Source organism: Streptomyces hoynatensis, from assembly GCF_003626535.1.
GTDB classification, from domain to species: Bacteria; Actinomycetota; Actinomycetes; order Streptomycetales; family Streptomycetaceae; genus Streptomyces; species Streptomyces hoynatensis.
This window is the reverse complement of record NZ_RBAL01000006.1, coordinates 340,919-363,753: the sequence shown is the minus strand read 5'-3', so window position 1 is coordinate 363,753 and position 22,835 is coordinate 340,919. Positions and strand designations below refer to the sequence as shown.

21 protein-coding genes and 1 pseudogene are annotated in these 22,835 nt (G+C 76.5%); 10 read left to right on the top strand and 12 right to left on the bottom strand.

Annotation, left to right across the window (positions count from 1 at the left end):
• Positions 1–4 precede the first annotated feature (4 nt).
• Both D7294_RS13770 and D7294_RS33855 read left to right on the top strand, forming a co-directional pair.
• Positions 5–2,032 (top strand): ABC transporter transmembrane domain-containing protein, encoded by a 2,028-nt coding sequence (locus tag D7294_RS13770; protein ID WP_120679258.1) that lies wholly within the window; start codon positions 5–7, stop codon positions 2,030–2,032.
• On the top strand, positions 2,029–4,077 hold the full coding sequence (locus tag D7294_RS33855) for an ATP-binding cassette domain-containing protein (RefSeq protein ID WP_422070693.1): 2,049 nt from the start codon (positions 2,029–2,031) through the stop codon (positions 4,075–4,077). Before D7294_RS13770 ends, D7294_RS33855 begins: the two co-directional genes overlap by 4 nt.
• Here the strand turns inward: D7294_RS33855 and D7294_RS13760 are convergent.
• A pseudogene (locus D7294_RS13760) lies at positions 4,000–4,515 on the bottom strand (LuxR C-terminal-related transcriptional regulator); the annotation flags it as partial. The gene D7294_RS33855 and the pseudogene D7294_RS13760 sit on opposite strands and share 78 nt — an antisense overlap.
• 462 nt (positions 4,516–4,977) lie before the next feature.
• Here D7294_RS13760 and D7294_RS13755 point away from each other — a divergent pair.
• From D7294_RS13755 to D7294_RS13735, 5 genes are all read left to right on the top strand, one after another.
• Positions 4,978–5,814 (top strand): helix-turn-helix domain-containing protein, encoded by an 837-nt coding sequence (locus D7294_RS13755; RefSeq protein ID WP_120679254.1) that lies wholly within the window; start codon positions 4,978–4,980, stop codon positions 5,812–5,814.
• Between the two features lie 217 nt (positions 5,815–6,031).
• Positions 6,032–6,871, top strand: a complete 840-nt coding sequence (locus D7294_RS13750; RefSeq protein WP_120679252.1) for an SAM-dependent methyltransferase — start codon at positions 6,032–6,034, stop codon at positions 6,869–6,871.
• A gap of 106 nt (positions 6,872–6,977) precedes the next feature.
• On the top strand, positions 6,978–8,399 hold the full coding sequence (gene tyrS, locus D7294_RS13745) for a tyrosine--tRNA ligase (RefSeq protein WP_120679250.1): 1,422 nt from the start codon (positions 6,978–6,980) through the stop codon (positions 8,397–8,399).
• Between the two features lie 64 nt (positions 8,400–8,463).
• Positions 8,464–8,811 carry a DUF3099 domain-containing protein gene (locus D7294_RS13740; RefSeq protein ID WP_120679248.1) on the top strand — a complete coding sequence of 116 codons (348 nt, stop codon included), beginning with the start codon at positions 8,464–8,466 and terminating at the stop codon, positions 8,809–8,811.
• A 204-nt stretch (positions 8,812–9,015) separates the two neighbouring features.
• Positions 9,016–9,255: a hypothetical protein gene (locus D7294_RS13735; protein WP_120679246.1), complete on the top strand. Its 240-nt coding sequence runs from the start codon at positions 9,016–9,018 to the stop codon at positions 9,253–9,255.
• Here the strand turns inward: D7294_RS13735 and moaA are convergent.
• Positions 9,238–10,227, bottom strand: a complete 990-nt coding sequence (gene moaA, locus D7294_RS13730; RefSeq protein WP_120679244.1) for a GTP 3',8-cyclase MoaA — start codon at positions 10,225–10,227, stop codon at positions 9,238–9,240. The genes D7294_RS13735 and moaA overlap by 18 nt on opposite strands.
• 159 nt (positions 10,228–10,386) lie before the next feature.
• Here moaA and D7294_RS13725 point away from each other — a divergent pair, with 159 nt between their 5' ends.
• Together D7294_RS13725 and D7294_RS13720 are read left to right on the top strand one after the other, a co-directional pair.
• A complete protein-coding gene (locus tag D7294_RS13725) occupies positions 10,387–11,481 on the top strand; it encodes a DEDDh family exonuclease (protein WP_120679242.1) in 1,095 nt (364 codons plus the stop codon).
• A gap of 25 nt (positions 11,482–11,506) precedes the next feature.
• Positions 11,507–12,559 (top strand): SURF1 family cytochrome oxidase biogenesis protein, encoded by a 1,053-nt coding sequence (locus tag D7294_RS13720; RefSeq protein ID WP_120679240.1) that lies wholly within the window; start codon positions 11,507–11,509, stop codon positions 12,557–12,559.
• A 434-nt stretch (positions 12,560–12,993) separates the two neighbouring features.
• On the opposite strand, the gene amaP is transcribed toward D7294_RS13720, so the two are convergent.
• From amaP to D7294_RS13695, 5 genes are read right to left on the bottom strand one after another with little or no spacing between them, the layout of a single operon-like run.
• Positions 12,994–13,599: an alkaline shock response membrane anchor protein AmaP gene (gene amaP, locus D7294_RS13715; RefSeq protein ID WP_120679238.1), complete on the bottom strand. Its 606-nt coding sequence runs from the start codon at positions 13,597–13,599 to the stop codon at positions 12,994–12,996.
• A 10-nt stretch (positions 13,600–13,609) separates the two neighbouring features.
• Complete coding sequence (locus tag D7294_RS13710; RefSeq protein WP_422070692.1) at positions 13,610–14,314, bottom strand: DUF6286 domain-containing protein; 705 nt, start codon at positions 14,312–14,314, stop codon at positions 13,610–13,612.
• Between the two features lie 25 nt (positions 14,315–14,339).
• Positions 14,340–14,726, bottom strand: coding sequence for an Asp23/Gls24 family envelope stress response protein (locus D7294_RS13705; protein ID WP_120679236.1), 387 nt, complete (start codon positions 14,724–14,726; stop codon positions 14,340–14,342).
• A gap of 3 nt (positions 14,727–14,729) precedes the next feature.
• A complete protein-coding gene (locus D7294_RS13700; RefSeq protein ID WP_120679234.1) occupies positions 14,730–14,924 on the bottom strand; it encodes a hypothetical protein in 195 nt (64 codons plus the stop codon).
• Positions 14,925–14,952: 28 nt separating this feature from the next.
• Positions 14,953–15,420: an Asp23/Gls24 family envelope stress response protein gene (locus D7294_RS13695; RefSeq protein ID WP_120679232.1), complete on the bottom strand. Its 468-nt coding sequence runs from the start codon at positions 15,418–15,420 to the stop codon at positions 14,953–14,955.
• 201 nt (positions 15,421–15,621) lie between these two features.
• On the opposite strand from D7294_RS13695, the gene D7294_RS13690 reads away from it, so the two are divergent.
• Positions 15,622–16,389: a nucleopolyhedrovirus P10 family protein gene (locus tag D7294_RS13690; RefSeq protein WP_120679230.1), complete on the top strand. Its 768-nt coding sequence runs from the start codon at positions 15,622–15,624 to the stop codon at positions 16,387–16,389.
• A gap of 133 nt (positions 16,390–16,522) precedes the next feature.
• Here D7294_RS13690 and D7294_RS13685 read toward each other — a convergent pair whose 3' ends face one another.
• From D7294_RS13685 to D7294_RS13665, 5 genes are all read right to left on the bottom strand, one after another.
• A complete protein-coding gene (locus D7294_RS13685) occupies positions 16,523–17,302 on the bottom strand; it encodes an enoyl-CoA hydratase/isomerase family protein (RefSeq protein ID WP_120679228.1) in 780 nt (259 codons plus the stop codon).
• Between the two features lie 114 nt (positions 17,303–17,416).
• Positions 17,417–17,638 (bottom strand): helix-turn-helix domain-containing protein, encoded by a 222-nt coding sequence (locus D7294_RS13680; RefSeq protein WP_194117749.1) that lies wholly within the window; start codon positions 17,636–17,638, stop codon positions 17,417–17,419.
• A gap of 320 nt (positions 17,639–17,958) precedes the next feature.
• Positions 17,959–19,557: an ABC-F family ATP-binding cassette domain-containing protein gene (locus tag D7294_RS13675; RefSeq protein WP_120679226.1), complete on the bottom strand. Its 1,599-nt coding sequence runs from the start codon at positions 19,555–19,557 to the stop codon at positions 17,959–17,961.
• 186 nt (positions 19,558–19,743) lie between these two features.
• Positions 19,744–21,288, bottom strand: coding sequence for a hypothetical protein (locus D7294_RS13670; protein ID WP_120679224.1), 1,545 nt, complete (start codon positions 21,286–21,288; stop codon positions 19,744–19,746).
• A gap of 282 nt (positions 21,289–21,570) precedes the next feature.
• A complete protein-coding gene (locus tag D7294_RS13665) occupies positions 21,571–22,665 on the bottom strand; it encodes an alpha/beta hydrolase (protein ID WP_120679221.1) in 1,095 nt (364 codons plus the stop codon).
• Positions 22,666–22,835: the final 170 nt, after the last annotated feature.

Below are 22,835 nucleotides of genomic sequence, written 5' to 3'. Positions count from 1 at the left end.
CGCGTTGGGGCGTTCTGCCGACGGGCTGTGGCTGCGCACGGCGCGGCACGGCGCGGCACGCGCCGCCGTGCTGTGCCTGGCGTCGCTGGCCGGTTCCGTGGCCGCGCTGCTGTTCCCCCTGGCCCTCGGCCGCACCCTCGACGCGCTGCTGAGCGGGGCCCCGGCGGCCGAGACCCGGGCCTGGAGCCTGCGCTGCGCGGGCCTGGCCGGCGCGCAGACCCTGCTCTCCGCGGCGGCGTCCCTGCTGGCCGGCACCACCGGCGCGCGGGCCACCGCCTGGCTGCGGCGCGGCCTGCTGCGGCACCTGCTGGCCCTGGGCCCCGACGCCGCGGCCCGTTTTCCCGGCGGCGACCTGATCACCAGGGCGACGGGGAACGCGGTGCACGCCGGGGCCCTTCCGGCCGCGCTCGGCGAGGCCCTCGCCGCGCCCGCCGCGCCGCTGGGCGCCACCGTCGCCCTCGCCCTGCTCGACTGGCGGCTGGCCGCCGCCTTCCTGGCCGGGCTGCCCGCCCTGGCGTGGCTGCTGCGGTCCTTCACCCGCTCGGTCACCGGGAACGTCGCCGCGTACCAGGAGCTCCAGGCCGGCCTCGCGGCCCGACTGGTGGAGGCGCTCGGCGGGGCCCGCACCATCGCCGCCGCCGGCACGTCCCGGCGGGAGCGCGACCGGGTGCTCGCGCCGCTGCCCGCGCTGGCCGCCCAGGGCCGCCGCATGTGGCGGATCAACGCCCGGGCCGCCGGGCAGGCCGCGGTCCTCTCCCCCGGGCTCCAGCTCGCCGTGCTCGCGGCGGGTGGCCTGCTGCTCGCCGAAGGGAGCCTCAGCGTGGGCGAGTGGGTGGCCACCACCCGTTACGCGGCGCTCGCCGCCGGGATCGGCACGGCCTTCGGCCGGCTCAACCTGCTGCTGCGGGCCCGCGCCGCCGCCGCCAGGCTCGGCGAGGTCCTCGCCGAGCCGCCCCCCGCCTGGGGCGCGGCCCGGCTGCCGCAGGCGGGCCCGGGCCGCCTTGAGTTCCGCCAGGTCACCGCCCGGCGCGGCGGGCGGGAGGTGCTGCGCGGCCTCGACCTGGTGGTGCCGGGCGGCGCGACGGTGGCGCTGGTGGGGAGGTCGGGCGCCGGCAAGTCGCTGCTCGCGGCGCTCGCCGGGCGGCTGGCCGAGCCCGACGCGGGCCTGGTCCTGCTCGACGGGGTGCCCCTGCACGCGCTGGAGCGGGCCGAGGTGCGCCGCGCCGTCGGCTACGCCTTCGCGCGCCCGGCGCTGCTCGGCGGCACCCTGGAGGGCGCCATCGGCTACGGCCCGCGCCCCCTGCCGCCCGGGCGCGTGCGGGCGGCGGCCCGCGCGGCCGGGGCCGACGCGTTCGTCGGCAGGCTGCCCGAGGGGTACGCCACCCGCTGCGCCGAGGCCCCGCTGTCCGGGGGCGAGCGGCAACGCCTCGGCCTGGCACGGGCGTTCGCCCACGGCGGGCGGCTGCTCGTGCTCGACGACGCGACCTCGAGCCTGGACTCCGCCACGGAGCGGCGCATCACCCGGGCCCTGCTCGGCGAGGCGGGCGCCCGCACCCGGCTGATCGTGGCCCACCGCCAGGCCCTGGCCGCCGGGGCGGACCTGGTGGCCTGGCTCGACGGGGGGCGGGTGCGGGCGCTCGCCCCGCACCGCACGCTGTGGGCGGACGCCGCCTACCGCGCGCTGTGGGCGGCGGACGCGGCGCCCCAGGACGGGGCGTCAGATGAGGCGTCAGCCGGGGCGCCTGGCGCGTCGTCGGGCGCGTCGTCAGGCGGGGCGCCCGCCGCGTCGTCAGGCGGGGCGCCCGCCGCGTCGTCAGGCGCGGCGGCGCACGCGGCGTCGTCAGGCGCGGCGGCGCACGCGGCGTCGTCAGGCGCGGCGGCGCACGCGGCGTCGTCAGGCGCGGCGGCGCACGCGGCGGCGCACGACCTGGCGAACGGGACGGCGCACGAGACGGCGAACGGGACGGCAGAAGGGGCGGCGGACGGCACGGCGGGCGGGGCGCGGCGGGCCGGGAAGCGCGGCCTCCGGTGAGCCGGGCCGCCCGGGGCACCCGGCGCCGCGCCGCGCCGCGGCGGGGCACGGCACGGGCCTGGCTGTGTTTCCTCGGGGACCGGCCGCGGACGCTGCTCGCCCTCGGCTGCTGGTCGCTGCTCCAGGGCGGCCAGACCTTCCTGCTCGGCTCCTGCCTGGCCAGGGCGCTGGACGAGGGATTTCTCGCGGGGCGCACGGGCGCCGGCCTCGGCTGGCTCGGCCTGGCCGCCGCCGGGGTGGCGGCGGGCGCGCTCGGCACCGCGGGGGTGCAGCGGGCCGTGGGGGCGCTCGCCGAGCCGCTGCGCGACGCCCTGGTGCGGGAGGTGGTGCGCCGCGCCCTGGACGGGGCGGTGCGCGAGGGGCGGGCGGACGGCACCGCCGCGGTCTCCCGGCTGACCCATCAGGTGGAGATCGCCAGGGACAGCTTCGCCGGCCTGGTGCTGGTGGCCCAGGGCTTCCTGGTCACGCTGGCCGGGGCGCTGGGCGGTCTCGCCTGGCTGGCTCCGGTGCTGCTGCCCCTGGTGGCGGCCCCGCTGCTGCTCGGCCTCGGGCTGCTGCTGTGGTCCCTCGGGCCGCTCGCCCGGCACCAGCGGGCCCTGCTCGCCGCGGACGAGTCGCTGGCCGGGGCGTGGGGCGAGGTGGCCGCCGGGCTGCGCGACATCGCCGCCTGCGGGGCGGAGGAACGCGCGGCGGCCGAGGTGGGGCGGCACGTGGAACGGGAGCGGCGGGCGGCCGTGGCGCTGGCCCGCTGGGGGGTGATCAGGACGCTCGCGCCCGCGGTCGGGGGCCGGGGCCCGCTGCTCGCGCTGCTGTTCCTCGGGCCCTGGCTGCTGGCGCACGGCGTGTCCCCTGGCGAGCTCGTCGGCGCCCTGACCCTGGTCACCCAGGCGCTGCTGCCTGCCCTCCAGAGCCTGGTGAACGGCCTGGGCGGGGCGGGTGCCCGGCTGACGGTCGTCCTCACCCGCCTCCTGGACTCCCCCGCCCCGCCGAGGCACCGCCCCCCGGGGCCGCCACCCCGGGGCCGGGCGGCGCCGGGGCCGGCGGCCGGCGGCCGGGAGGCGGCACCGGCCCGCCGCGCTGAGCCGCCCGGCGGCGGCGCGGCCCCCGCGACCGGCGCGCGGGCGGGAGCGCGGGGGCGCGGGGCGCTGGAGCTGCGCGGGGTCGGCTTCGGCTACGGCGGGCGGGCCGCGCCGGTGCTGCGGGGGCTCGACCTGGTGGTGCCCGAGGGCGGGCACCTGGCGGTGGTGGGGCCGAGCGGCGCGGGGAAGTCCACCCTGGCCGCACTCGTGGCCGGCCTGCTCCGCCCGGACGCGGGCGAGGTGCTGCTCGGCGGGGTGCCCGCGACCGGGCAGCCGGGCGCGCCGCCGGCGGCCCGGCGGGTGGTGATCCCGCAGGAGGCGTACGTCTTCTCCGGCAGCGTCGCCGCCAACCTCGGCTACCTGTGCGGCCCGGGCACGCCCGGGGCGGCCCTGCTGGCGGCGGCGGAGGCGGTGGGCGCGGCCGAACTCGTCGCCAGGCTCGGGGGCCTCGCCGGGCGGGTCGAGCCCGCCGCGCTCTCCGCGGGCGAACGCCAACTGCTCGCGCTGGCCAGGGCCTACCTGTCGCCCGCGCCCCTGGCGCTGCTCGACGAGGCCACCTGCCACCTCGACCCGGCCGCCGAGGCCCGGGCGGAGCGCGCCTTCGCCGCCAGGCCGGGCGGCACGCTCCTGGTCGTGGCGCACCGGCCCGGCTCGGCGCGGCGGGCCGCCCGGGTGCTGATGCTGGACGGCGGGCGGGCGCTGCACGGCCGTCACGCGGACCTGCTGGCCCGCTCGGCCGGCTACCGGGAGCTGATGGGCCTGCCCCCGGTGCCGCCCGCCCCGCCCGTGGAGGCCCCGCGCCCCGGCTCAGACCCAGCCGCCGGTGCGGGCTATGCGTATGGCGTCGACGCGGTTGCGGGCGCCGGTCTTGCGGATGACGGCGGCCAGGTAGTTGCGCACCGTTCCCTCGGCGAGCCACAGGGACCTGGCGATCTCGGGCACGGGGGCGCCGTCGGCGGCGAGTGAGAGCACGCTCAGCTCCCGCGGCGTCAGCGGCATCCGCGAGGCGCTGAGGAAGTCGTAGGCCAGCCCCTCGTCCACGTAGCGCCCGCCGTCCGCGACCCGGCGGATGGCCTCGATCAGCCGCTCGGGCGGCGCGTCCTTGCTGACGTACCCCTGCGCGCGCGCCTCGAACGCCCGGTGCAGCAGGCCGGGCCTGCCCGCCGGCGCGAGCACGATCAGCCCCGCGCTCTCGGCGCCCTCCGTGCGCCGCCTGGCCACCGCCTCCGCCAGCCCGGCCGAGCCCGGGCACGCGACGTCGAGCAGCCACAGGCCGGCCTCCCCGTGGGCGGCCTGGGCCGGGCCGCCGGTCAACTCGGCCCAGGAAACCGTCGTCACGCCGAAATCCTCGTGGACCGCCAGCAGCGAAGCCAGCGCGCAGCGCACCAGGTTGTCGTCGTGCACGAGTAATAACCGGATCACGTTTTCCTGCCTCCTCTGGCATCGGCTCACACTCGCCCCTCGATCCCCCAGCTTTCCCCATAGGCGTGGCGCTCGGGTCGAGAAGTGAGGGGAAAACCATGAATCAGCACGCGAGTTCACGGTGCACGAGGGGCGCGCGGCGCGAAGTCCGTGCTTCAGAAGGCAGAAAAATGAACGAGGAAACCGAAGGAGAGAACAACCAAGGGAACACAAGGGCGAATCACGGGGGGCGCGCTCGACTCACGCGCGCCCTTGCATTGCTTCAAAGCGCTCCCGCCGCGTTGCCGCTCCGTGAATTCCGCCGGGATTTCCGGCGGGACTTCCGGCAACAACAGCACGCCGGGCGCTCCGCCTGCACACAATGGGTGAGGCGAGTGAGACGCGTGGGTAGGAAGCCGCGCCGACGCGTCAGGTTCGCGCCGGACCGCACGGAGGGTGGGCACCATGACGGACATCAGGCCCCTTGACGCCGGCGAGGACGCCGGCCCCGACATCGTCAGGCTCATCGGCGCGCAGCTGAAGTCGCTGCGCATGAACGCCCAGCTGGAACGCGAGGAGTTCGCGGCCAGGGTGGGGTACAGCACGCACACGGTGATCTCCGTCGAGCAGGGCCTGCGGCGCCCGCCCGAGCCGGACTTCCTCGACCGCGCCGACGAGGTGCTGCGCGCCGGCGGGCTGTTGAAGCTGGCCAAGCGCGAGGTCGCCAAGGCCTGCCTGCCGGCCTTCTTCCGCGACGCGGCCAGGCTGGAGGAGCGGGCGGTCGAGTACCACTCCTACGAGAACCAGGTGGTGCCCGGACTGCTGCAGACCAGGGAGTACGCCCGGGCGGTCTTCCGCATGCAGCGGCCGATGCTGGACGAGGAGACGGTCGAGGAGCGCACCGCGGCCCGCCTCGCCCGGCAGGCCCTGCTGGAGCGCAGGCCCGCCGCGGCCATGAGCTTCGTCGTCGAGGAGGCCGTGCTGCACCGCCCCTTCGGGGGCGCGGACGTGCTGCGCGGACAGCGCGAGCACCTGCTGCGCCTCGGCCAGCAGCGCAACATCGAGCTCCAGGTGATGCCGACCGACCGGGAGGACCACGCCGGCTCCGGCGGGCCGCTGCTGCTGATGCGGGCCGAGGGCGAGCCGATGGCGGCCTACGTCGAGGCGCACGACCTCGGGGCCCTGCGCACCAGGAGCGACGCGGTGCGCGACCTCAGCCAGCGCTACGAGATCCTGCGCGCCCAGGCGCTCGGCCCCCGGGAGTCGGCCCGGCTGATCGAGCGGCTCCTCACGCAGGGGTGAGCGGCCGCGCGCCGGCGGGCGGGCCCGGCCGGGCGCGGGCGGGGGCCGGCCGGCGGCCCGCACGGGCGGCCCCGCGCCGGCACCCGGGAGTTACCATGCGCACACGGGAGTTGACACCGGCATACCGGGTCGGGGAAGGCCGGCGACGTGCCGAAGCGGACAGACGCAGGCAGACCCAGGCAGACCCGGAAAGACCCAGAAACACGGGGAGGCGGACGTGACGGCAGAGGGCACGGAGCAGGACGGCACGCTGGACCTTCAGCTCGACCGGGCGCACTCCGCCCGCATCTACGACTACTTACTCGGCGGCAAGACCAACTACGCGCTGGACCGCGAGGCCGCCGAGGCCGCGATGCGCGTCCACCCCCACGCCAGGACCGTCGCCAGGGTGAACCGCGCCTTCATGCACCGGGTCACCGAGTACCTGGCCGGGCGCGGCATCCGCCAGTGGCTCGACATCGGCACCGGCATCCCGACCAGTCCCAACCTCCACGAGGTGGCGCAGTCCATCCGGCCGGACGCGCGGATCGTCTACGCGGACAAGGACCGGATCGTCCTCGCCCACGCCGCGGCCCTGATGGACGGCCGCCCCGAGGGCCGCATCGCCTACGTCCACGGGGACGCCACCCGCCCCGAGACCATACTCAACGCGCCGGAGCTGACCAGCACCCTGGACCTGGACGAGCCGGTGGCCGTCAGCCTGAACGCGCTGCTGCACTTCGTGCCCGACGGCCCCGCAGGCCCCCGCGAGATCGTCGGCACGCTGCTCGACCCGCTGCCGCCCGGCAGCGTCCTCGCCCTCACCCACGCCACCCGCGACCTCGACCCCGAACTGTGGGACGGCATCGTGCGCGTCTACCGCGGCACGAGCGCCCCGCTGCACCTGCGTACCCGCGAGGAGGTGGCCGCCCTCTTCGACGGGCTCGACCTGGTCTCCCCCGGGCTCGTCCTGGCCCACCGGTGGCGGCCCAAGGACAGCGGGCTCGGGTCGGCGGAGCCGATCGGCGACGCCGAGGTCAGTCTCTGGGCCGGGGTGGCCGTCAAGCCCGGCGCCTGAGGCCGCCGGGCGCCCCGGGGCACTCCCGCGGGGCGGCGGCGTTGCGCCAGTAGAATGGCGCCCCCGGCCGCTTCCGGCCCCGCTTCCCCGACCCTCAGGACGGATCGTGACACGCCTCGGCGAATCCGTGCGGCGCGCCTCCGCGCTGCTCGCGCAGGACCTCTCTTCCGACAGCACCGTGCGCCGGCTGCTGGAGGAGTCGGTCTCGCGGCGGTATCTCGACCTGACGGACCTGAGCGCGGCGGAGCAGGCCCGGCTGATCGCGGCCAGGGCGGTGGACGTGCTGCCCTCGGTGGAGACGCTGGAGCAGCGGATCGAGACCGCGCGGGCGGCCGGGCGCGGGCTGCACGTCAAGCTCGGCATCGACCCCACGGCGGCCGACGTGCACCTGGGTCACACGGTGCCGATGATCGTCCTCAGCCGCTTCCAGCGGATGGGGCACGAGGTGACGCTGATCATCGGCGACATCACCGCGAAGATCGGCGACCCGACCGGCAGGTCGGAGGAGCGCCCCCCGCTGACCGACGAGGACATCGCGCGCAACCTGGCGGGCTACCGCGAGCAGGTGCGGCCGTTCTTCGACTTCGAGCGGGTCGGGTACCGGCGCAACAGCGAGTGGCTGGCCGGGATCACGCTGCCCAAGCTGATCGGCATCCTGGCGCAGGTGCCGGTCTCGGCGCTGCTGCAGCGCGACGACTTCCGCACCCGCCTGGAGGGCGGGCACGGGCTGGCGATGTCGGAGCTGATCTACCCGGTGGCGATGGCGATCGACTCCGCCGAGATCGACGCGGACATCGAGCTGGGCGGCGCCGACCAGCTGCTGAACATCCAGATGGGCCGGCGGGTCATGGAGATCTACGGCCTCGACCCGCAGCTGATCGTCACCATGCCGCTGATCGAGGGCACCGACGGCACCGGCGCCAAGATGTCCAAGTCCAAGGGCAACTACGTCGGCCTCACCGCCACCGCCGAGGACGTCTTCGGCAAGATCATGTCGATCCCCGACCGGCTGATGGAGTCCTACCTGCGGGCCTGGACGGAGTGGACGGACGAGGAGCTCGCGCTGGTGACCGGGCGGCTCGCCGACTCCTCGCTGCACCCGATGGACCTCAAGAAGGTGCTGGCCGGGGAGGTGGTCGCGGCGCTGCACGGCGTGGAGGCCGCGATGCGGGCCAGGGCGGACTTCGCCGCGCAGTTCTCCAGGAAGAGCTTCGCCGAGGTGGCGGCGCTGCCCGAGGTGACGCTCGCCGAGCACGGGGCGGAGCCGGTCACCGCGGTGCTCACCGGCGCGCTCGGCTTCACGCCGAGCGCCTCGGCGGCCCGGCGGCTGGCGAAGCAGAACGGGCTGCGGCTCGTGCTGGAGTTCGCCGGCGGGGAGCAGCGCCAGCGGGTGCTCGCGGAGGCGGACGCGCTGCGCCCGCTCGCCGAGGTGCTCGGCGAGTCGCTCGCCGGCGCCGAGGGGACCGGCGAGGAGCCCAAGGGCGTGTTCCTGAAGGCGGGCCGGAAGCTGGCCGAGGTCCGCCGGTAGCCGGTGCCGGGCGGGGGCGTACCGTGGTCCCGGGTGGTGAGGCATCGTGCGCGTGAGGAACCCCGTGAAGAAGCCCGAGAGGCATTCTGCGCGGAAGGGCGGCCCCGAGCCGGCCGTCTTCCGGATCACCGAGGCGCGGCAGAGCCTGCAGGACGACGTCCGCGGACGGCAGCGGCGCTACGTGCTGTCCATGCTGGTGCGGACCGCGGCCGTGCTGCTGACCGTGCTGCTGTGGAACGTCAGCAGGCCCGTGGCCGCGGTCACCCTCGTCGTCGGCGCCGTGCTGCCGTACTTCGCCGTGGTCATCGCCAACGCGGGCCGGGAGAACGTCTCCGCGCTGCCCTCGGGGCTGCTGGGGACCGCCCACCGGGCGCTGCCGCCCGGCGGCGAGGAGCTTCACAAGCGGAGCTGAGGCTTCCGTGTGCGAAGGCCGGGAAGTGCCCCGGCCAATTGAGGCATTCGGCTGCGCCGAACGGTGCATTGCATGTCATACTGCAAGGGCGCTCCGTATCCCCCGTCGGAGCGACCGATCGACGCCGGGCGGCTCCCCCCGTGGCTGCCCGGCGTCGTCCTTTTGCCGGATGAGAGGCACGTGTGTGCGAGGAGAGGGGGTTGGGTGGGTTCCGTGGTGAACGAGACGCAGGCGGAGACGGTGGTGTGCTCGGCAAAGGGCTGCCGGGCGCCCGCGGTGTGGGTGCTCGCCTGGAACAACCCCAAGCTGCACGCCCCGGAACGCCGCAAGACGTGGGTGGCCTGCGCGGAGCACCGGGAGTACCTGGGGAACTTCCTCGGGGTGCGCGGCTTCCTCAGGGACGTGGTGCCGCTTTCCGAGTGGGAATCATCCGCCGATCGCTGACATCGGCCGCTGCGGCTGCACGAACCGCGGGTCGTCCAGCCCAGAACCGGCCTTCTTCCCCCACATCGCCTCCCGCCACAGGCGGGCGATCTCCGCGTCCCCCGCGCCGCCCCGCAGCGCCCCCCGCAGGTCGGACTCCTCCCGGGCGAACAGGCAGGAACGCACCTGCCCGTCCGCGGTCAGCCTGGTGCGGTCGCAGGCACGGCAGAACGGCCGGGTGACCGAGGCGATGACCCCGACCCGGTAGGGGCCGCCGTCCACCAGCCAGCGCTCCGCGGGCGCCGAGCCGCGCCGCTCCGGCTCCTCGGCGGTGAGCGTGAAACGGGTGCGCAGCGCCCGCAGGATCTCCTCCGCGGTGACCATCTCCTCGCGCTGCCAGCCGTGCTGGGCGTCGAGCGGCATCTGCTCGATGAACCGCAGCTCGTAGCCCTGCTCCAGGGCCCAGGCCAGCAGGCCGGGCGCCTCCGCCTCGTTCACCCCGCGCATCAGCACGGCGTTGACCTTGACCGGGGCCAGGCCCGCCGCCCTGGCCGCCGCAAGACCGCGCAGCACGTCGGCGTGCCTGCGGCGGCGGGTGAGCCGGTGGAAGACCTCGGGGTCGAGGGTGTCGAGCGAGACGTTGACCCGGTCCAGGCCCGCCTCGCGCAGGGCCGTGGCGGTGCGCTCCAGGCCGATGCCGTTGGTCGTCAGGGAGAGCCGCGGGCGCGGGCGCAGCGCGGCGCAGCGCGCGACGATGCCGGGCAGGCCCGGGCGCAGGAGGGGCTCGCCGCCGGTGAACCTGACCTCGGTGACGCCGAGTTCGGTGACGGCGATCCGCACCAGGCGCACGATCTCCTCGTCGGTGAGCAACTCGGGCTTGGCGAGCCAGGACAGGCCCTCCTCCGGCATGCAGTAGGTGCAGCGCAGATTGCACCTGTCGGTGAGGGAAACCCTGAGGTCCGTGGCGATCCGGCCGTAGGTGTCGCGCAGCATGGGCGGCCTCCGCTCTCGGGCAGTTGTCTCGCAGCGTACGTCACGCCCGTGACAGCCCGCCGAACTGCCGCCGGTACCCTTCCCGCCGCGGGTTGAGGGCGCCTCAACTCCCCGCCGCGCGGCGGGCACTGTCGGTGCGGGCCCGTATCCTCAGGGACCATGCTCGAAGACCACACGGCACCCGCGGCCCGCCTCCCCGTCCAGCAGACGTCACCGCAGCCGGACCCGCGCCTGGTGCCGGGCGGGCCGGCCGCCGCCCCGCCCGCCGAGGCGGCGTGGCCCGAGAGCTACCCGGAGGGCTACGCCGTGGTCGACGTGGAGACCACGGGCCTGGCCCCGGGCGACCGCATCGTGTCCGCGGCCGTCTACCGGCTGACGGCCCGCGGCGAGGTGGAGGACCACTGGTACACGCTGGTCAATCCGGAGCGCGACCCGGGCCCGACCTGGCTGCACGGCCTGACCGCCGAGATGCTGGCCGACGCGCCCGTCTTCGCCGAGGTCGCCGGGGAGTTCGCCGCCCGGCTGGCGGGCCGGGTGCTCGTGGCGCACAACGCGGTCTTCGACTGGACGATGATCGCCAGGGAGTACGCCAGGGCCTCCCGCACCGCGCCGGTGGAGCAGCGGCTGTGCACGATCCTGCTCGCCAAGGCGCTGGGGCTGCCGCTGCCCAACCACAAGCTGGAGAGCCTCGCCGCGTACTTCGGGGTCGAGCAGCGGCGGGCGCACCACGCCCTGGACGACGCCAGGGTGCTGGCGGAGGCGTTCCGGCCCAGCCTGCACCGGGCGGCGCGGCAGCGGCTGCCGCTGCCCCTGCTGGTGTGCCGCCCGATCACCGAGTGGTCCGACGCGCCCCCGTCCGGCGGCGGGCGCACCGCGCGCTGGGGCGGCTGGCGGCAGCCGAAGCGGCGCCCGGCCTGCCCGTATCCGAACCCGGGGCGCTTCGAGGCGGGCGGGCGGCTGCGGCAGGGCATGCGGGTGGCCTTCTCCGGCGACACCTCGGTGGACCGCGAGCTGCTGGAGGACCAGGCCTTCGAGGCCGGGCTGCACGTCGCCTCCTCCGTGTCGCGCCTCACCAGCCTGCTGGTGACGAACTACCCGGAGGCGGCGACGGGCAAGGTCACCAGGGCCAGGGAGCTGGGCACGCCGATCCTCGACGAGGCGGCGTTCACGCAGCTGCTGCGGGACGTGGCACCCGCCGATCCCGGGCCCGCCGGGCGGGGCGCCGCGGCGGCGCCCCCGGTGCGGGAGGTGTGACCCTCTTCGGGTACGGTCGAGGGCTGTGTACCGCTTTCTGCTGTCACGGCAGTGGGTGATCCTCACCCTCGTCGCGCTGCTGCTGATCCCGACGATGATCGAGCTCGGGTTCTGGCAGCTGCACCGGCACGAGCAGCGGGTGGCGCGCAACGACCTGATCACCCGCAGCCTGGAGGCGCCGGCCGTGCCGATGGCCGAGCTGAGCTCGGTGGACGGCGGCCCCGACCCCTCCGACAGGTACCGGACGGTGACCGCGAGCGGGCGCTACGACCCGGCGCACGAGACGGTGGTCCGCAACCGGCCGAACGGCGACGGCACCAACGGCTACGACGTCCTCACCCCGCTGATCCAGGACGACGGCACGGCGGTGCTGGTCAACCGGGGCTGGGTCGCGCCGGGCGAGGACCCGACGGCGGTGCCCGAGGTGCCCGCGCCGCCCACGGGCGAGGTGCGGGTGACCGGCCGCCTGATGGAGGACGAGACCGGCGGGAACACGGGGATCAGGGACCGCTCGGGTCTGCCCGAGGGCATGGTCATGCTGATCAGCAGCGAGCGGGCGGCCGAGGAGCTGGGCCGGCCGGTGCTCGGGGGGTACCTGGAGCTGGCCGAGACCTCCCCGGCCCCGGGCGACGCCGAGGCGCAGCCGGAGCTGCTGCCCGAGCCCGACCACACCGGGATCGGCGTGCACTTCGCGTACGCCGTCCAGTGGTGGATCTTCGCCGCGGGCGTGCCCGTCGGCTGGTACTTCCTGCTGCGCCGCGAGGTGCAGGACCGGCGCAGGCCCCCCGCGGCCCGCGCCGCGGCCGACGGCCCCGGGCCCTCGGGCGCCGGGGACGCCCCCGCGGCCGGTGGCCGCGCCGCCGGCCCGGCCGAGCCCGCCGGGAGCACGGGGGCGGCGGCCGGTACGGCCCGGCCCGCCGGTGACACCGGGGCCGCCGCCGGGGCCGGGACGGCCGGAAACTCCGGGGCCGCCGCGGGCGCTGCCGGGGAGGCCCAGGCCCCCGGGGACGAGGCGGCCGGGCCCGCCGCCACGAAGGAGGCCGGGGCCGGGCGCCTCGGCTCCCCCGCGCCCCGCTGATCCCCCGCCCCGCGCCCGCCCGGCGCGGCCCCCGCGCACGCGGCGCGGTGGACGTGCCACGGCGCGGCAGATCGTGCCCGCGGCACCGGGATAAGGCGCCGGGCCGCACACTCCGCGCAGGGCCGCCCCGGACGGGTGCCCGCACGAACCCGGCGCCCCGGACGGGTGCCCGCACGAACCCGGCGCCCCGGCACGCCCGTTGTCCCGGCACGCCCGTTGCCCCGGCGGAAGCGGAAGCCGCCGGCCGGGCGGCCCGGCGGCGCCAGGTGACCTGGCGCACGCCTTGCACCGGCACAGCCGGTGGCGCCGGAAGGCCGCGGGGCGGCGGAACCGCGGGAACCCCGGGGACCGCCGGACGCCGGGGGACCGCAGGGGCGGCGGGACCGTGGGAAGGGCCGGAGCGCGGAACGCCGTGGGCGGGCCGCGGCGGGGGTTCAGGAGACGCGTTCCGCCGCGTGGTGCGCGGAGCGCAGCCGCACCTCGGCCGGCAGGGCCTCAAGGCCCGTGGACCGGCGGGCGTGTTCGACGGCCTCCTCCCGCAGCCGGCGGACCGCCTCGGCCGGCTCCGCCTGGGGCGCGAGCAGCAGGCCGATCCTCGCGCGGGGCTGGGTCCTGCGCCCGGTCAGGGTGACCCGGGCCCGGTCGATGCCCGGCAGGGACTCGGCCTCCGCGGCCACCACGTCCTCCAGGGCGCGCCCGTGCAGCAGCGCCGCCACGCCGTCCCCGCCCTCGCCCGACTCGACGACCACCTCGTCCAGCCGCGGGCGCCGCAGCTGGGCGAGCAGCCACCACAGCAGGAGCAGCACGAGCACGGCCGCCGCGCCGATGACCGTCGGCCACCACCAGCCCTCGTCCCGCCAGCGCAGCCGGTCGGCGTCGGTCAGCACCACGTCGTGCGGGTCGCGCCAGGACCAGCCGGAGGGCAGGCCGAAGCCGAGGCGCCCGGGCAGATCGAGAGCCGCCATCAGCGCGGCCAGGCCGAAGCCGAGGAGGACCAGTCCCGTCAGTCCGAGCAGGACGCGGTTCACGATGCGCAGCACTGCGGGCACCTCACCTTCTGCCGGGGCGGCGCACGTGCACCGCGAGAGCCGGATGCCTGGCGAGCCCCAGGTCCCTGATGCCGTGGTCGAGCACGGCGTCGAGGTCGCTCCTGACCTCGTCGAGGTCGCGGAAGTGCGACTCGGCGAGCACCCGCACCCGGTGCCGGCCGACGCTCACCCGCACCGAGCGCACCCCCGAGACCTCCATCGCCCGGTCCCGCAACACCACCGCGGCGGCGGACCGTTCGATCCCGGCCCGCAGGTCCTCGTCCTCCCGCCGCATCGGCAGCAGGCCGCGCAGCCCCGGCGTGACGGCGAGGGTGATCAGCCAGGCCCCGGCGAGCGTGGCCGCGAGGGCCGTCAGGACCACGGCGCCTTCGCCGAGTTCGCGGGTCGCGAGCTCGTGGGCCAGGCGGCGGCGCCACTCGGCGGCGGACCCGTCGGCCCGCACCGAGGCGATGTCGTACAGCAGCAGCCCGGCGGCGATCAGCAGCACGCAGGAGACCAGGACCGCGGCGACCCGCCGCTCCGACCAGAAGCGCCCCGCCCCTCCCGGCGGCTCCCCCTCCGGCTCGTAGCGGGCGGCCGAGGCGGACTTGGCGAGGCGCTCGCCGCCCGGCTCCCGCGGGTCCTCCCGCTCCCGCTCGTCCGGCGTGGGCGCCTTCTCCAGCATGGGCGCCGGGGCCGGCTCCTCGCTCACGGCCGCCTCCCGCATCTCGTCCCCGCGTCGGATCTCCCGCTCACCACACCCTCCCCTGGCTCTCGCCGCCGAAGTGGTCCGAGCGCAGCCGTTCCACGGCGACGGTCACGTGCGAAGTGTCCATCCCGGCCAGCTCCCTGAGCCGGCGCGTGACGTGGTGCCTGACGGCGGTGCAGCGCGCCGCGATGTCCGTGGGGTAGCCGAGTTCCACGGCGACCCGGACGCCGGCCAGCCCGGCCCCCGCCGTGCCCGGCGGGCGGCTGACCTGCGCGGTCGCCTCCGCCCAGCCGCCGGTGCCGGGCGGCAGCGGCGGCCCGTCCGGCTCGGACCGCAGCGCCTCGCGGGCCGCCTGCGCCGCCAGCTTGGCGACCACCCGCTCCGCGATCCGCGTCGCCCCCCGCTCCCCGGGGGGAATCACCGTCTCCATCGTTCACCGCCGCCGGTTGTCCTCGCGCTCCCGGGCCCGGAAGAAGTCGCCGAGCTCCAGGTCGCCGTCGGCGAACCTGCCGAGAACGAAGCCGATCGCGCCGAGCGCGGCGACCAGCAGAAAGGCCGCGAAGCCGCCGAAATACCCGGCGAAGCCAAGCGCCATGCCGGCGATCATGCCGGCCAGGGCCATGCTCATCGTGTGCTCCTTCGGGCACGCGCCGCGCCTACTGCAACGGCGGCCGTTCGTCCTCGTCCTCGTCGTCGGGCAGCTTGACGTCGCCGACGTTGATGTTGACCTCGACCACTTCCAGACCTGTCATGCGCTCGACCGCCGAGATCACGTTCTCCCGTACGGTACGGGAGACCTCGCCGATGGAGACCCCGTACTCCACGACGATCTCCAGGTCGAGCGCCGTCTGCACCTCGCCGACCTCGGCCTTGACGCCGCGGGCGGCCGACTTGCTGCCGCCCGGCACCCGGTCGCGGACCGCGCCGAAGGTGCGGGCGAGTCCGCTGCCCATGGCGTGCACGCCCACCACGTCGCGGGCCGCCATGCCCGCGATCTTCGCCACGACCCCGTCCGCGATGGTCGTGCGCCCGCGCGTGGCGGGATCGCCCGTGCCCCTGCGGGTGCCCGGCGGTTTGGGCCCGGGCGCCTCGATGGTGGTCTCGTTCGCAACGGTGTCGGTCACGTGCCCTCGCTCCCTTCCGAACGCCAGGTCAGTCCCCTGCCCCGGTGACTCTTCCTTACGCCTGACCCGCGCCGCCGGGCCACCGGCACCCGAACATATCCGAACGCGCCCGAACGCCGAGGCGACGGCCCGCACATACGAGATGCTGTACCCACTATGCGCTCGTTGAGCCCGGTCAACGGGGCGAAAGGTGGGTGGCGAATGGAAGCGGAAGGGCTGTTGCAGGCGGTGCGGCGGGAGTTGAGCCTGGGTCGGCTCGCGCCGCTGGGCACCGCGGCGGACGGCGCATGGGTGGCGGAACGCGCCGCCGTTCCGGTGTTGCGCGCTGCCGTCCACGCGGGCGTGCGCGGGGTGCGGCTCGACGGGGTGCGGCTGGCCGTGGCCGACCCGGCGGCGGCCGGCCCGCCCGCGGTGCCGCCACCGCCCGGCGCCCTGCCGCCGGGGCCCGTTCTGGTCCGGGCGCGGTGCGCCGTGGCTCCGGGCCGCCCGCTGCCCGAGCGGGCGGCCGAGGTGCGCCACGCCCTGGCCTCGGCGGCGCGCGAGCGCCTTGGCCTCGACCTGGCCGGGGTGGACGTGACGATCGCCGACCTGCTCGACGGGCCGCCGGGCGCGCAGGCGGACGTGCCGGAGGAACGGGAAGCAGGGGCCGGGGCGCGGGTCGGGCAGGCCGCGTCCGCCGCCCCCGGAATGGGCCCGGAGGGCGCGGTGGCCGCGGCGGTGCTCGCCGTGCCCGGCGTCCTGGGCCTCGCCCCCGCCCACGGCGGCCGCGGCGCGGCCGTGAGCGCCACCGAGACCTCCTCGGGCCCACTGCTGCGCCTGGGGCTGGTCGTGGACGGCTCCCGGCGAACCCTGGACGTGGCGCGGGCCATCCGGGCCGCCGCGGCCGGCGCCGTGCCGGAACCGGCCACGGGCGCGGCCACCCGCGTGTCCCTGCTGATCACCGACGTCCTGGGGCCACCTCCCGCCTGAGGGCCGCGAGGCCGTGTCGTGTGGCTCTCCCGGCTCTCCCGGCTCGCCGGGCTCTTCCGGCTCTCCCGGCTCTCCGGGCTCTGCGGGCTCTTGCGGGAGCGGATCGCGTCGCCGGATGCGCGAACGACAGGCCCTACTCCCCCAGGCCCGCCAGGTCGCGCAGGCGGCGTGCCTGGGCGGCGCGTTCGGCCGCGCGCTGGGCCGCGTGCGACTGGCCGAGGGCGCCGCGCAGCAGGGCCTTGGTCTCGATGACGGCGTCACGCGGGGCGGCGAGCAGGGCGGCGGCCAGGTCGGCGGCGGCGCCGGCGAGTTCCGCGGCGGGCACCACGAGGTTGGCCAGGCCGATCCGCTCGGCCTCCGCGGCGTGCACCGCGCGGCCCGTGGCGCAGATCTCCAGGGCGCGCGCATAGCCGACGAGTTCCACCAGCGGGCGGGTGCCGCCCAGGTCGGGCACCAGGCCCAGCGAGGTCTCGCGCATCGCGAACTGGGCGTCGTCCGCGCAGATCCGCAGGTCACAGGCGAGGGCAAGCTGGAATCCCGCGCCGATGGCGTGCCCCTGGACGGCGGCCACGCTCACCAGGTCGTTGCGCCGCCACCAGGTGAACGCCTCCTGGTACCCCGCGATGGCGGCGTCCAGTTCGGCGTCGGGCAGGCGCGCCAGCTGTGGCAGGGAGGCCTCGCCGTCGATGCCCTCGGGGCCGAACGCGCGCCGGTCGAGCCCGGCCGAGAAGGAGATCCCCTCGGCGCGGAGGAGCACGACGCGCACGTCGCCCGGCAGCCGGCGCCCGGTCTCCACGAGGGCCCGCCACATGGCGGGGGTCTGGGCGTTGCGCCGGGCGGGGTCGGTAAGGACGACGGTCGCCACGGCGCCGTCGACGGTGACCCGCACACCATCGCGGTCGAGCAGGCTCATGGAGGGCCTCCGGTCGGTTACTCGGCGGTAGTGCCCGCAGGGTAACGGCAGACCGTGCGGCCCGGCCGCCCGGGGTGCGCCGGGCGGGTACGGCCCGGCGAGCCGGGCGCGGCCTCAGGCCGTCGGTGCCTTCTTGCCGCGCGTCGCGCCGCCGCGGCCACGCAGCGTCACATCCGCCTCGCTGAGCATGCGGTGCACGAACCCGTAGGACCGGCCGGTCTCCTCGGCCAGCGCCCTGATGCTCGCCCCCGACTCGTATTTGCGCTTGAGGTCTGCGGCGAGCTTCTCGCGCGCAGGGCCGGTCACCCGGCTGCCCTTCTTCAGAGTCTCGGCCACCCGTGCCTCCTCGTAGGAAGTGCGCTCTGGACTCTCATGATCACCCCTATCCAGCTTCCTGGCCACCCATTCGTCGAGGTCCGTACGACAAGCGGACCACGGGCCGGGCCCCCGGGGCGGCCTCCCGGCCCGCCCCCGCGCCGGCCGGCGCGGCGAAGGCCCAGGTCACAGCGGCGCGACCGGCCCGGGCCCCCAGGCGGGTGCCCGGCGTGCCGACACACCGGGATACGTAGCGGCCTCACTCAGATGAATGATCAAGGGTCGGCCGAATGATCCACCGACGGTGATCACAAACGCCGGATGCCGGGTGGCCCGGTTGATCACGCCAGGGCGACCAGATCCGCGTAGTCGGGGCTCCAGAGGTCCTCCACGCCGTCGGGCAGCAGGATGATCCGCTCGGGCTGGAGCGCGTCCACCGCGCCCTCGTCGTGGGTCACCAGCACGACGGCGCCGGCGAAGCCGCGCAGGGCGCCGAGGATCTCCTCGCGGCTGGCCGGGTCGAGGTTGTTGGTGGGCTCGTCGAGCAGCAGGACGTTCGCCGAGGAGACCACGAGGGTGGCCAGCGCCAGCCTGGTCTTCTCGCCGCCCGAGAGCACCCCGGCCGGCTTGTCCACGTCGTCGCCGCCGAAGAGGAAGGAGCCGAGGATCTTGCGCACCTCCACCAGGTCCATGTCGGGGGCGGCCGAGCGCATGTTCTCCAGCACGGTGCGCTCGGGGTCGAGGGTCTCGTGTTCCTGCGCGTAGTACCCGAGCTTGAGGCCGTGGCCGGGGACGACCCGGCCGGTGTCGGGCTTCTCGATCCCGGCGAGCAGCCGCAGCAGGGTCGTCTTCCCGGCGCCGTTGAGGCCGAGGATGACGACCCGGGAGCCCTTGTCGATGGCGAGCGAGAGGTCGGTGAAGATCTCCAGCGAGCCGTAGGACTTCGACAGGCCCTCCGCGGTCAGCGGGGTCTTGCCGCAGGGGGCGGGGTCGGGGAAGCGGAGCTTGGCGACCTTGTCGCGCACCCGCTCCTCCTCGAGTCCCGCCAGCAGCCGCTCGGCGCGGCGGGCCATGTTCTGCGCCGCGGTGGCCTTGGTGGCCTTGGCGCGCATCTTGTCGGCCTGCGCGTTGAGCGCGGCGGCCTTCTTCTCGGCGTTGGCCCGTTCGCGGCGGCGCCGCTTCTCGTCGGCCTCGCGCTGGGCCTGGTACTGCCTCCAGCCCATGTTGTAGACGTCGATGGCGGCCCGGTTGGCATCCAGGCAGAAGACCCGGTTGACCACCGTCTCGACCAGGTCGACGTCGTGGGAGATCACCACGAGCCCGCCGCGGTAGGTGCGCAGGAAGTCGCGCAGCCAGGTGATGGAGTCGGCGTCCAGGTGGTTGGTGGGCTCGTCGAGCAGCAGGACGTCCGCGTCGGAGAACAGGATGCGGGCGAGCTCCACCCGGCGGCGCTGGCCGCCGGAGAGGGTGCCGAGCGGCTGGGCCAGCACCCGTTCCGGCAGTCCGAGGCTGGCGGCGATGGTGGCGGCCTCCGCCTCGGCGGCGTACCCGCCCTTGGTGAGGAACTCGGTCTCCAGGCGCTCGTACCTGCGCATCGCCTTGTCGCGGGTGGCCCCCGGGCCGCCGGCCATCCGCTCCTCGCTCTCCCGCATGCCGCGCAGCACGCTGTCCAGGCCGCGGGCGGCGAGGATGCGGTCGCGGGCCAGGACGTCAAGGTCGCCGGTGCGCGGGTCCTGGGGGAGGTAGCCGACCTCTCCGCTGCGCGTGATGGTGCCCCCGGCCGGCGTCCCCTCGCCCGCCAGGCACTTGGTGAGGGTGGTCTTGCCGGCGCCGTTGCGCCCGACGAGGCCGACGCGGTCGCCCTTGGCCACGCGGAAGGAGGCGGACTCCAGGAGGATGCGGGCTCCGGCGCGCAGCTCGATGCCAGTTGCGGTGATCATGGACGGTCTCCAGCGGGATGAGGCGTGAGGCAGGGACGGCTGGGGGAAGGGCGCCCGCTAGTCGAGGAGCTGAATGTCCATGCGGTCATTCTAACGGCGGGGGCAAACGCTTTTCCCGGCCCGCTCGGGGGGTCGCCCGGGCTCGCCCGGGGGCTCGTTTCGCGGCTCGCGCGCGGCGCCGGTCCTTCAGGCGCCGCCGGCGTGCACCTGGAAGGCGGCCCGGCGCACCCGCTTGGTGACGGCCGGGTCGGGGTGCGCGGAGGCGAGCGCGAGCAGCACCTGCACGGTGCGCGGGTGCCCGCAGGTGCGGATCTCGTCCACCAGCTCCGTGACCGACGGCTGGGGCGCCGCGTCGAGGTGGTCGAGCAGCACGCCCTCCGCCCCGTGCTCCTGGGCGGCGGAGGCGGTGTCCACCCACAGCCAGGTCTCCTCGGCGCGGGTGAGCACGCCCCGGGCCGAGCCCGCCTCGTCGCGCGGGTCCATGCCCTGGTGGTCGGCGAGCCACAGCAGCGCGTACGGCCTGAGCACCGGCTCGTCGACGACCGCGCGCACCGCGGCGAGCGCCGGGGCGCCCACGACGCGCAGCGCCTCGAAGGCCAGGCCGCGGATGAGGGCGTCCTCCCCGCGGGCCGCCTCCAGCAATTCGGTGACGGCCGGGGCGGTGGGGCGGGCGGCGAGCCAGGCGCGGTACTCGTCCCGCGCGGGGCCGGGGGTGAGGCCGGCGCAGCCGCGCAGCATGGCCACGGCGGACTGCTCGATGTTGCCGCCGGCCGGGCTCTGGGCCGCGATGCAGATCTGCTCCAGCTTGGTCCACATCGCCCAGCCGCCGAGGTCGGTCAGCCGGGCCCGCTCGGGGTGGCGGCTACGCGCGTGGAGGGTGAGCGCCCCGACGGAGGCCAGCGCGTCCAGGGCCCAGCCGAGCAGCCTGACCAGCTCGGCCTCGTCCGCGGCGGCTCCGGCGCGGACGGCGGCTCCGCCGCCCTCGCCGCCCCCGCCCGTGCTCCCGGTGCCCGCGGTGCTCCCGGTGCTCCCTGGCTCCGCCGCCGGGCGCCTGCCCTGGCGCGGGAGCGTGGCCACGCGCGCCGCCGCGGGCTCGCCTTCCCCGGTGGCGGCTATGCCGGGGGCGGGGCGTTCGGCGCGCAGCTCGGTGATGCGCTGCCGCAGCAGGTCGATCAGCCCGGCGCCGGTGACCGGCCCGTCCGAGAGGAACATGACGGAGAGCAGCTGCGGAACGGCGGCCACGACGTCGGCGGCGAGGCCGGGGTCGGCGTCGGGCGGCGCCGGGCGGGCGAGGGACCAGGCGTCGAAGAGCGCGACCCAGCCGCGCAGCACGGCGCTGTCGTCGCGCTCCCAGGCGCGCAGCCGCCAGCCGGCCCGCACGGTGGCCGCGGAGCCGTCGGAACCGGCCTCCACCCCGGTCTCGACCAGGCCCGCAAGGCGCGCCCGGCTCCAGTGGTCGCGGACCTGGCCGACCGTCAGGCCGAGTTCGGCGGCGGCCTGGGCGACGTCCGCCTCGGGGGAGGTGCCGGTGCGGTCGGCCCAGCGTGCCAGCCGGACGGCCTCGGACAGCAGCGTCCTGGCCTGGCGGGCGAGCCGGGGCTGGGGGGCGACGCCTCTCGGCGGCCTCGCCGTGCGTCTGCCCTCCTTCTGGCGCCGGTTCGAGACGGCGTGCCCTGCGGGCGGGAGGGGGACAAGTCGCAACCGGGGCTCACGCGGAGTTCGGGACGTCACCGGAGCAGTTTCACCGCTCGGGCCGCGAAAGCCCAAACCCCCCGCACAGAGCCCCAGATGACCCCGCGGGACCACCCGGTTTCCGCGGCCGGCGCGCGGCCGCGGACGGCCGGGTCCGTGCGGGTTCTGCCCGGATTCTGCTCTGGTTCGTCCCTGCTTCTGCTCGGGTTTTGCCCGGGTTTTACTCGGGCACTGTCCGGCTTTCGTTTGCCTTCGCTCGGGTTCCGCCCGGTTTCCTGCCGGTTTTCCGGCCCCGGCCGTTCGGCCCCGGGGGTGTTCCGCTCACATCAGCGGCATCAGGAACCGCCGCAGCTGCTCCTCGTAGCCCTCGGGGTCGGCGTTCCACATCGCCGCGTGCCCGGCGCCCGCGACGGTGTGCAGGGTGGTGGTCTCCGGGTGCCGCCCGGCCAGCTCCCGCGAGGCGTCCCAGGGAGCGATGCCGTCGTCGGGGCCGTGGAAGACGAGAACGGGCACCGGACTGCCGCCCGGCCGGGTCAGGTTGGCGGCCGGGGGGCCGCCCGCGCCCGGCCTGAGGCCGTCGCGGGCCGCGCGCACCGCCAGCGAGTGCAGCGGCCAGGGCACGCCGCGCCGCGCGGCCAGGGCGCGCACCGTGGCGGCCGGGTCCAGGACGGGCGAGTCGAGCACCAGGCCGGCGATGCGTTCGCGCAGCGGGGAGCGGGCGGCGGCGTGCATGGCCATCGCCCCGCCCACCGACCAGCCGTAGCAGACCACCCGGCGCGCGCCGTAGCTGACGGCGTACCGCACCGCGGCGTCGGCGTCGGGCCACTCGGCGGCGCCGAGGCCCTCGGCCGGGTAGTCGGGCAGCAGCACGGGGAACTGGAGCCGGTGCAGCAGGGGCAGCACGTTCAGCGGGTGCTCGCGGGTGCTGCCGAGGCCGTGCAGGGCGATGACCCAGGTGTCGCGGGGCGCCGGGACGAACCAGGCGGGCAGCTCGCCGCGTTCGCCGGGGATCCGGACGTCGGTGTAGCCGATGCCGAGGGCCTCGTGCGGGTCTCCCCGGTGGAGCTGCGGGGTGAGGCGGACGGTGCTCCCCGGCGTGAGTTCCCCCTGGTCGACGCGTTCCAGGCGGCGGACGACGGTGTCGGGGCTGCGGCGGGGCGCGTCCTCGATCACCGGCCCGATGACCGCGCGCGCGGAGCGGCTGGTGACGGCGTACGTGCCAGGCAGCAGCGAGTCGAGGGAACGGGTGAGGGTGATCCGCCCCTCCGTGGTGCCGTGCACGATCAGCCGCGCCCCGGCGAAGCCCGCCGGGGCGTCGAGGGTCCGGAAGCGGACGGCGTTCGTGGCCGCGGCCACGGCCGCTCCGGCACCGAGCAACGTGCTGGCGGCGAGGGCCGCCGTTGTCCGCCGACGCATGGGTTCAAGCATGCGCGCGCCGCGCGGGGGCGGCCACTCGGGAGGGCCGCCGGGACACGGGGTCCCCGCGGCGGCCCGGCTTCGCACAAGGGAACGATGGACGGGAGGCGGAGCGGCGGGGCGGCGGGCGGGCGGGGGCGGGGAGGCGCCGCGGGAACGCCCGGGGTGCC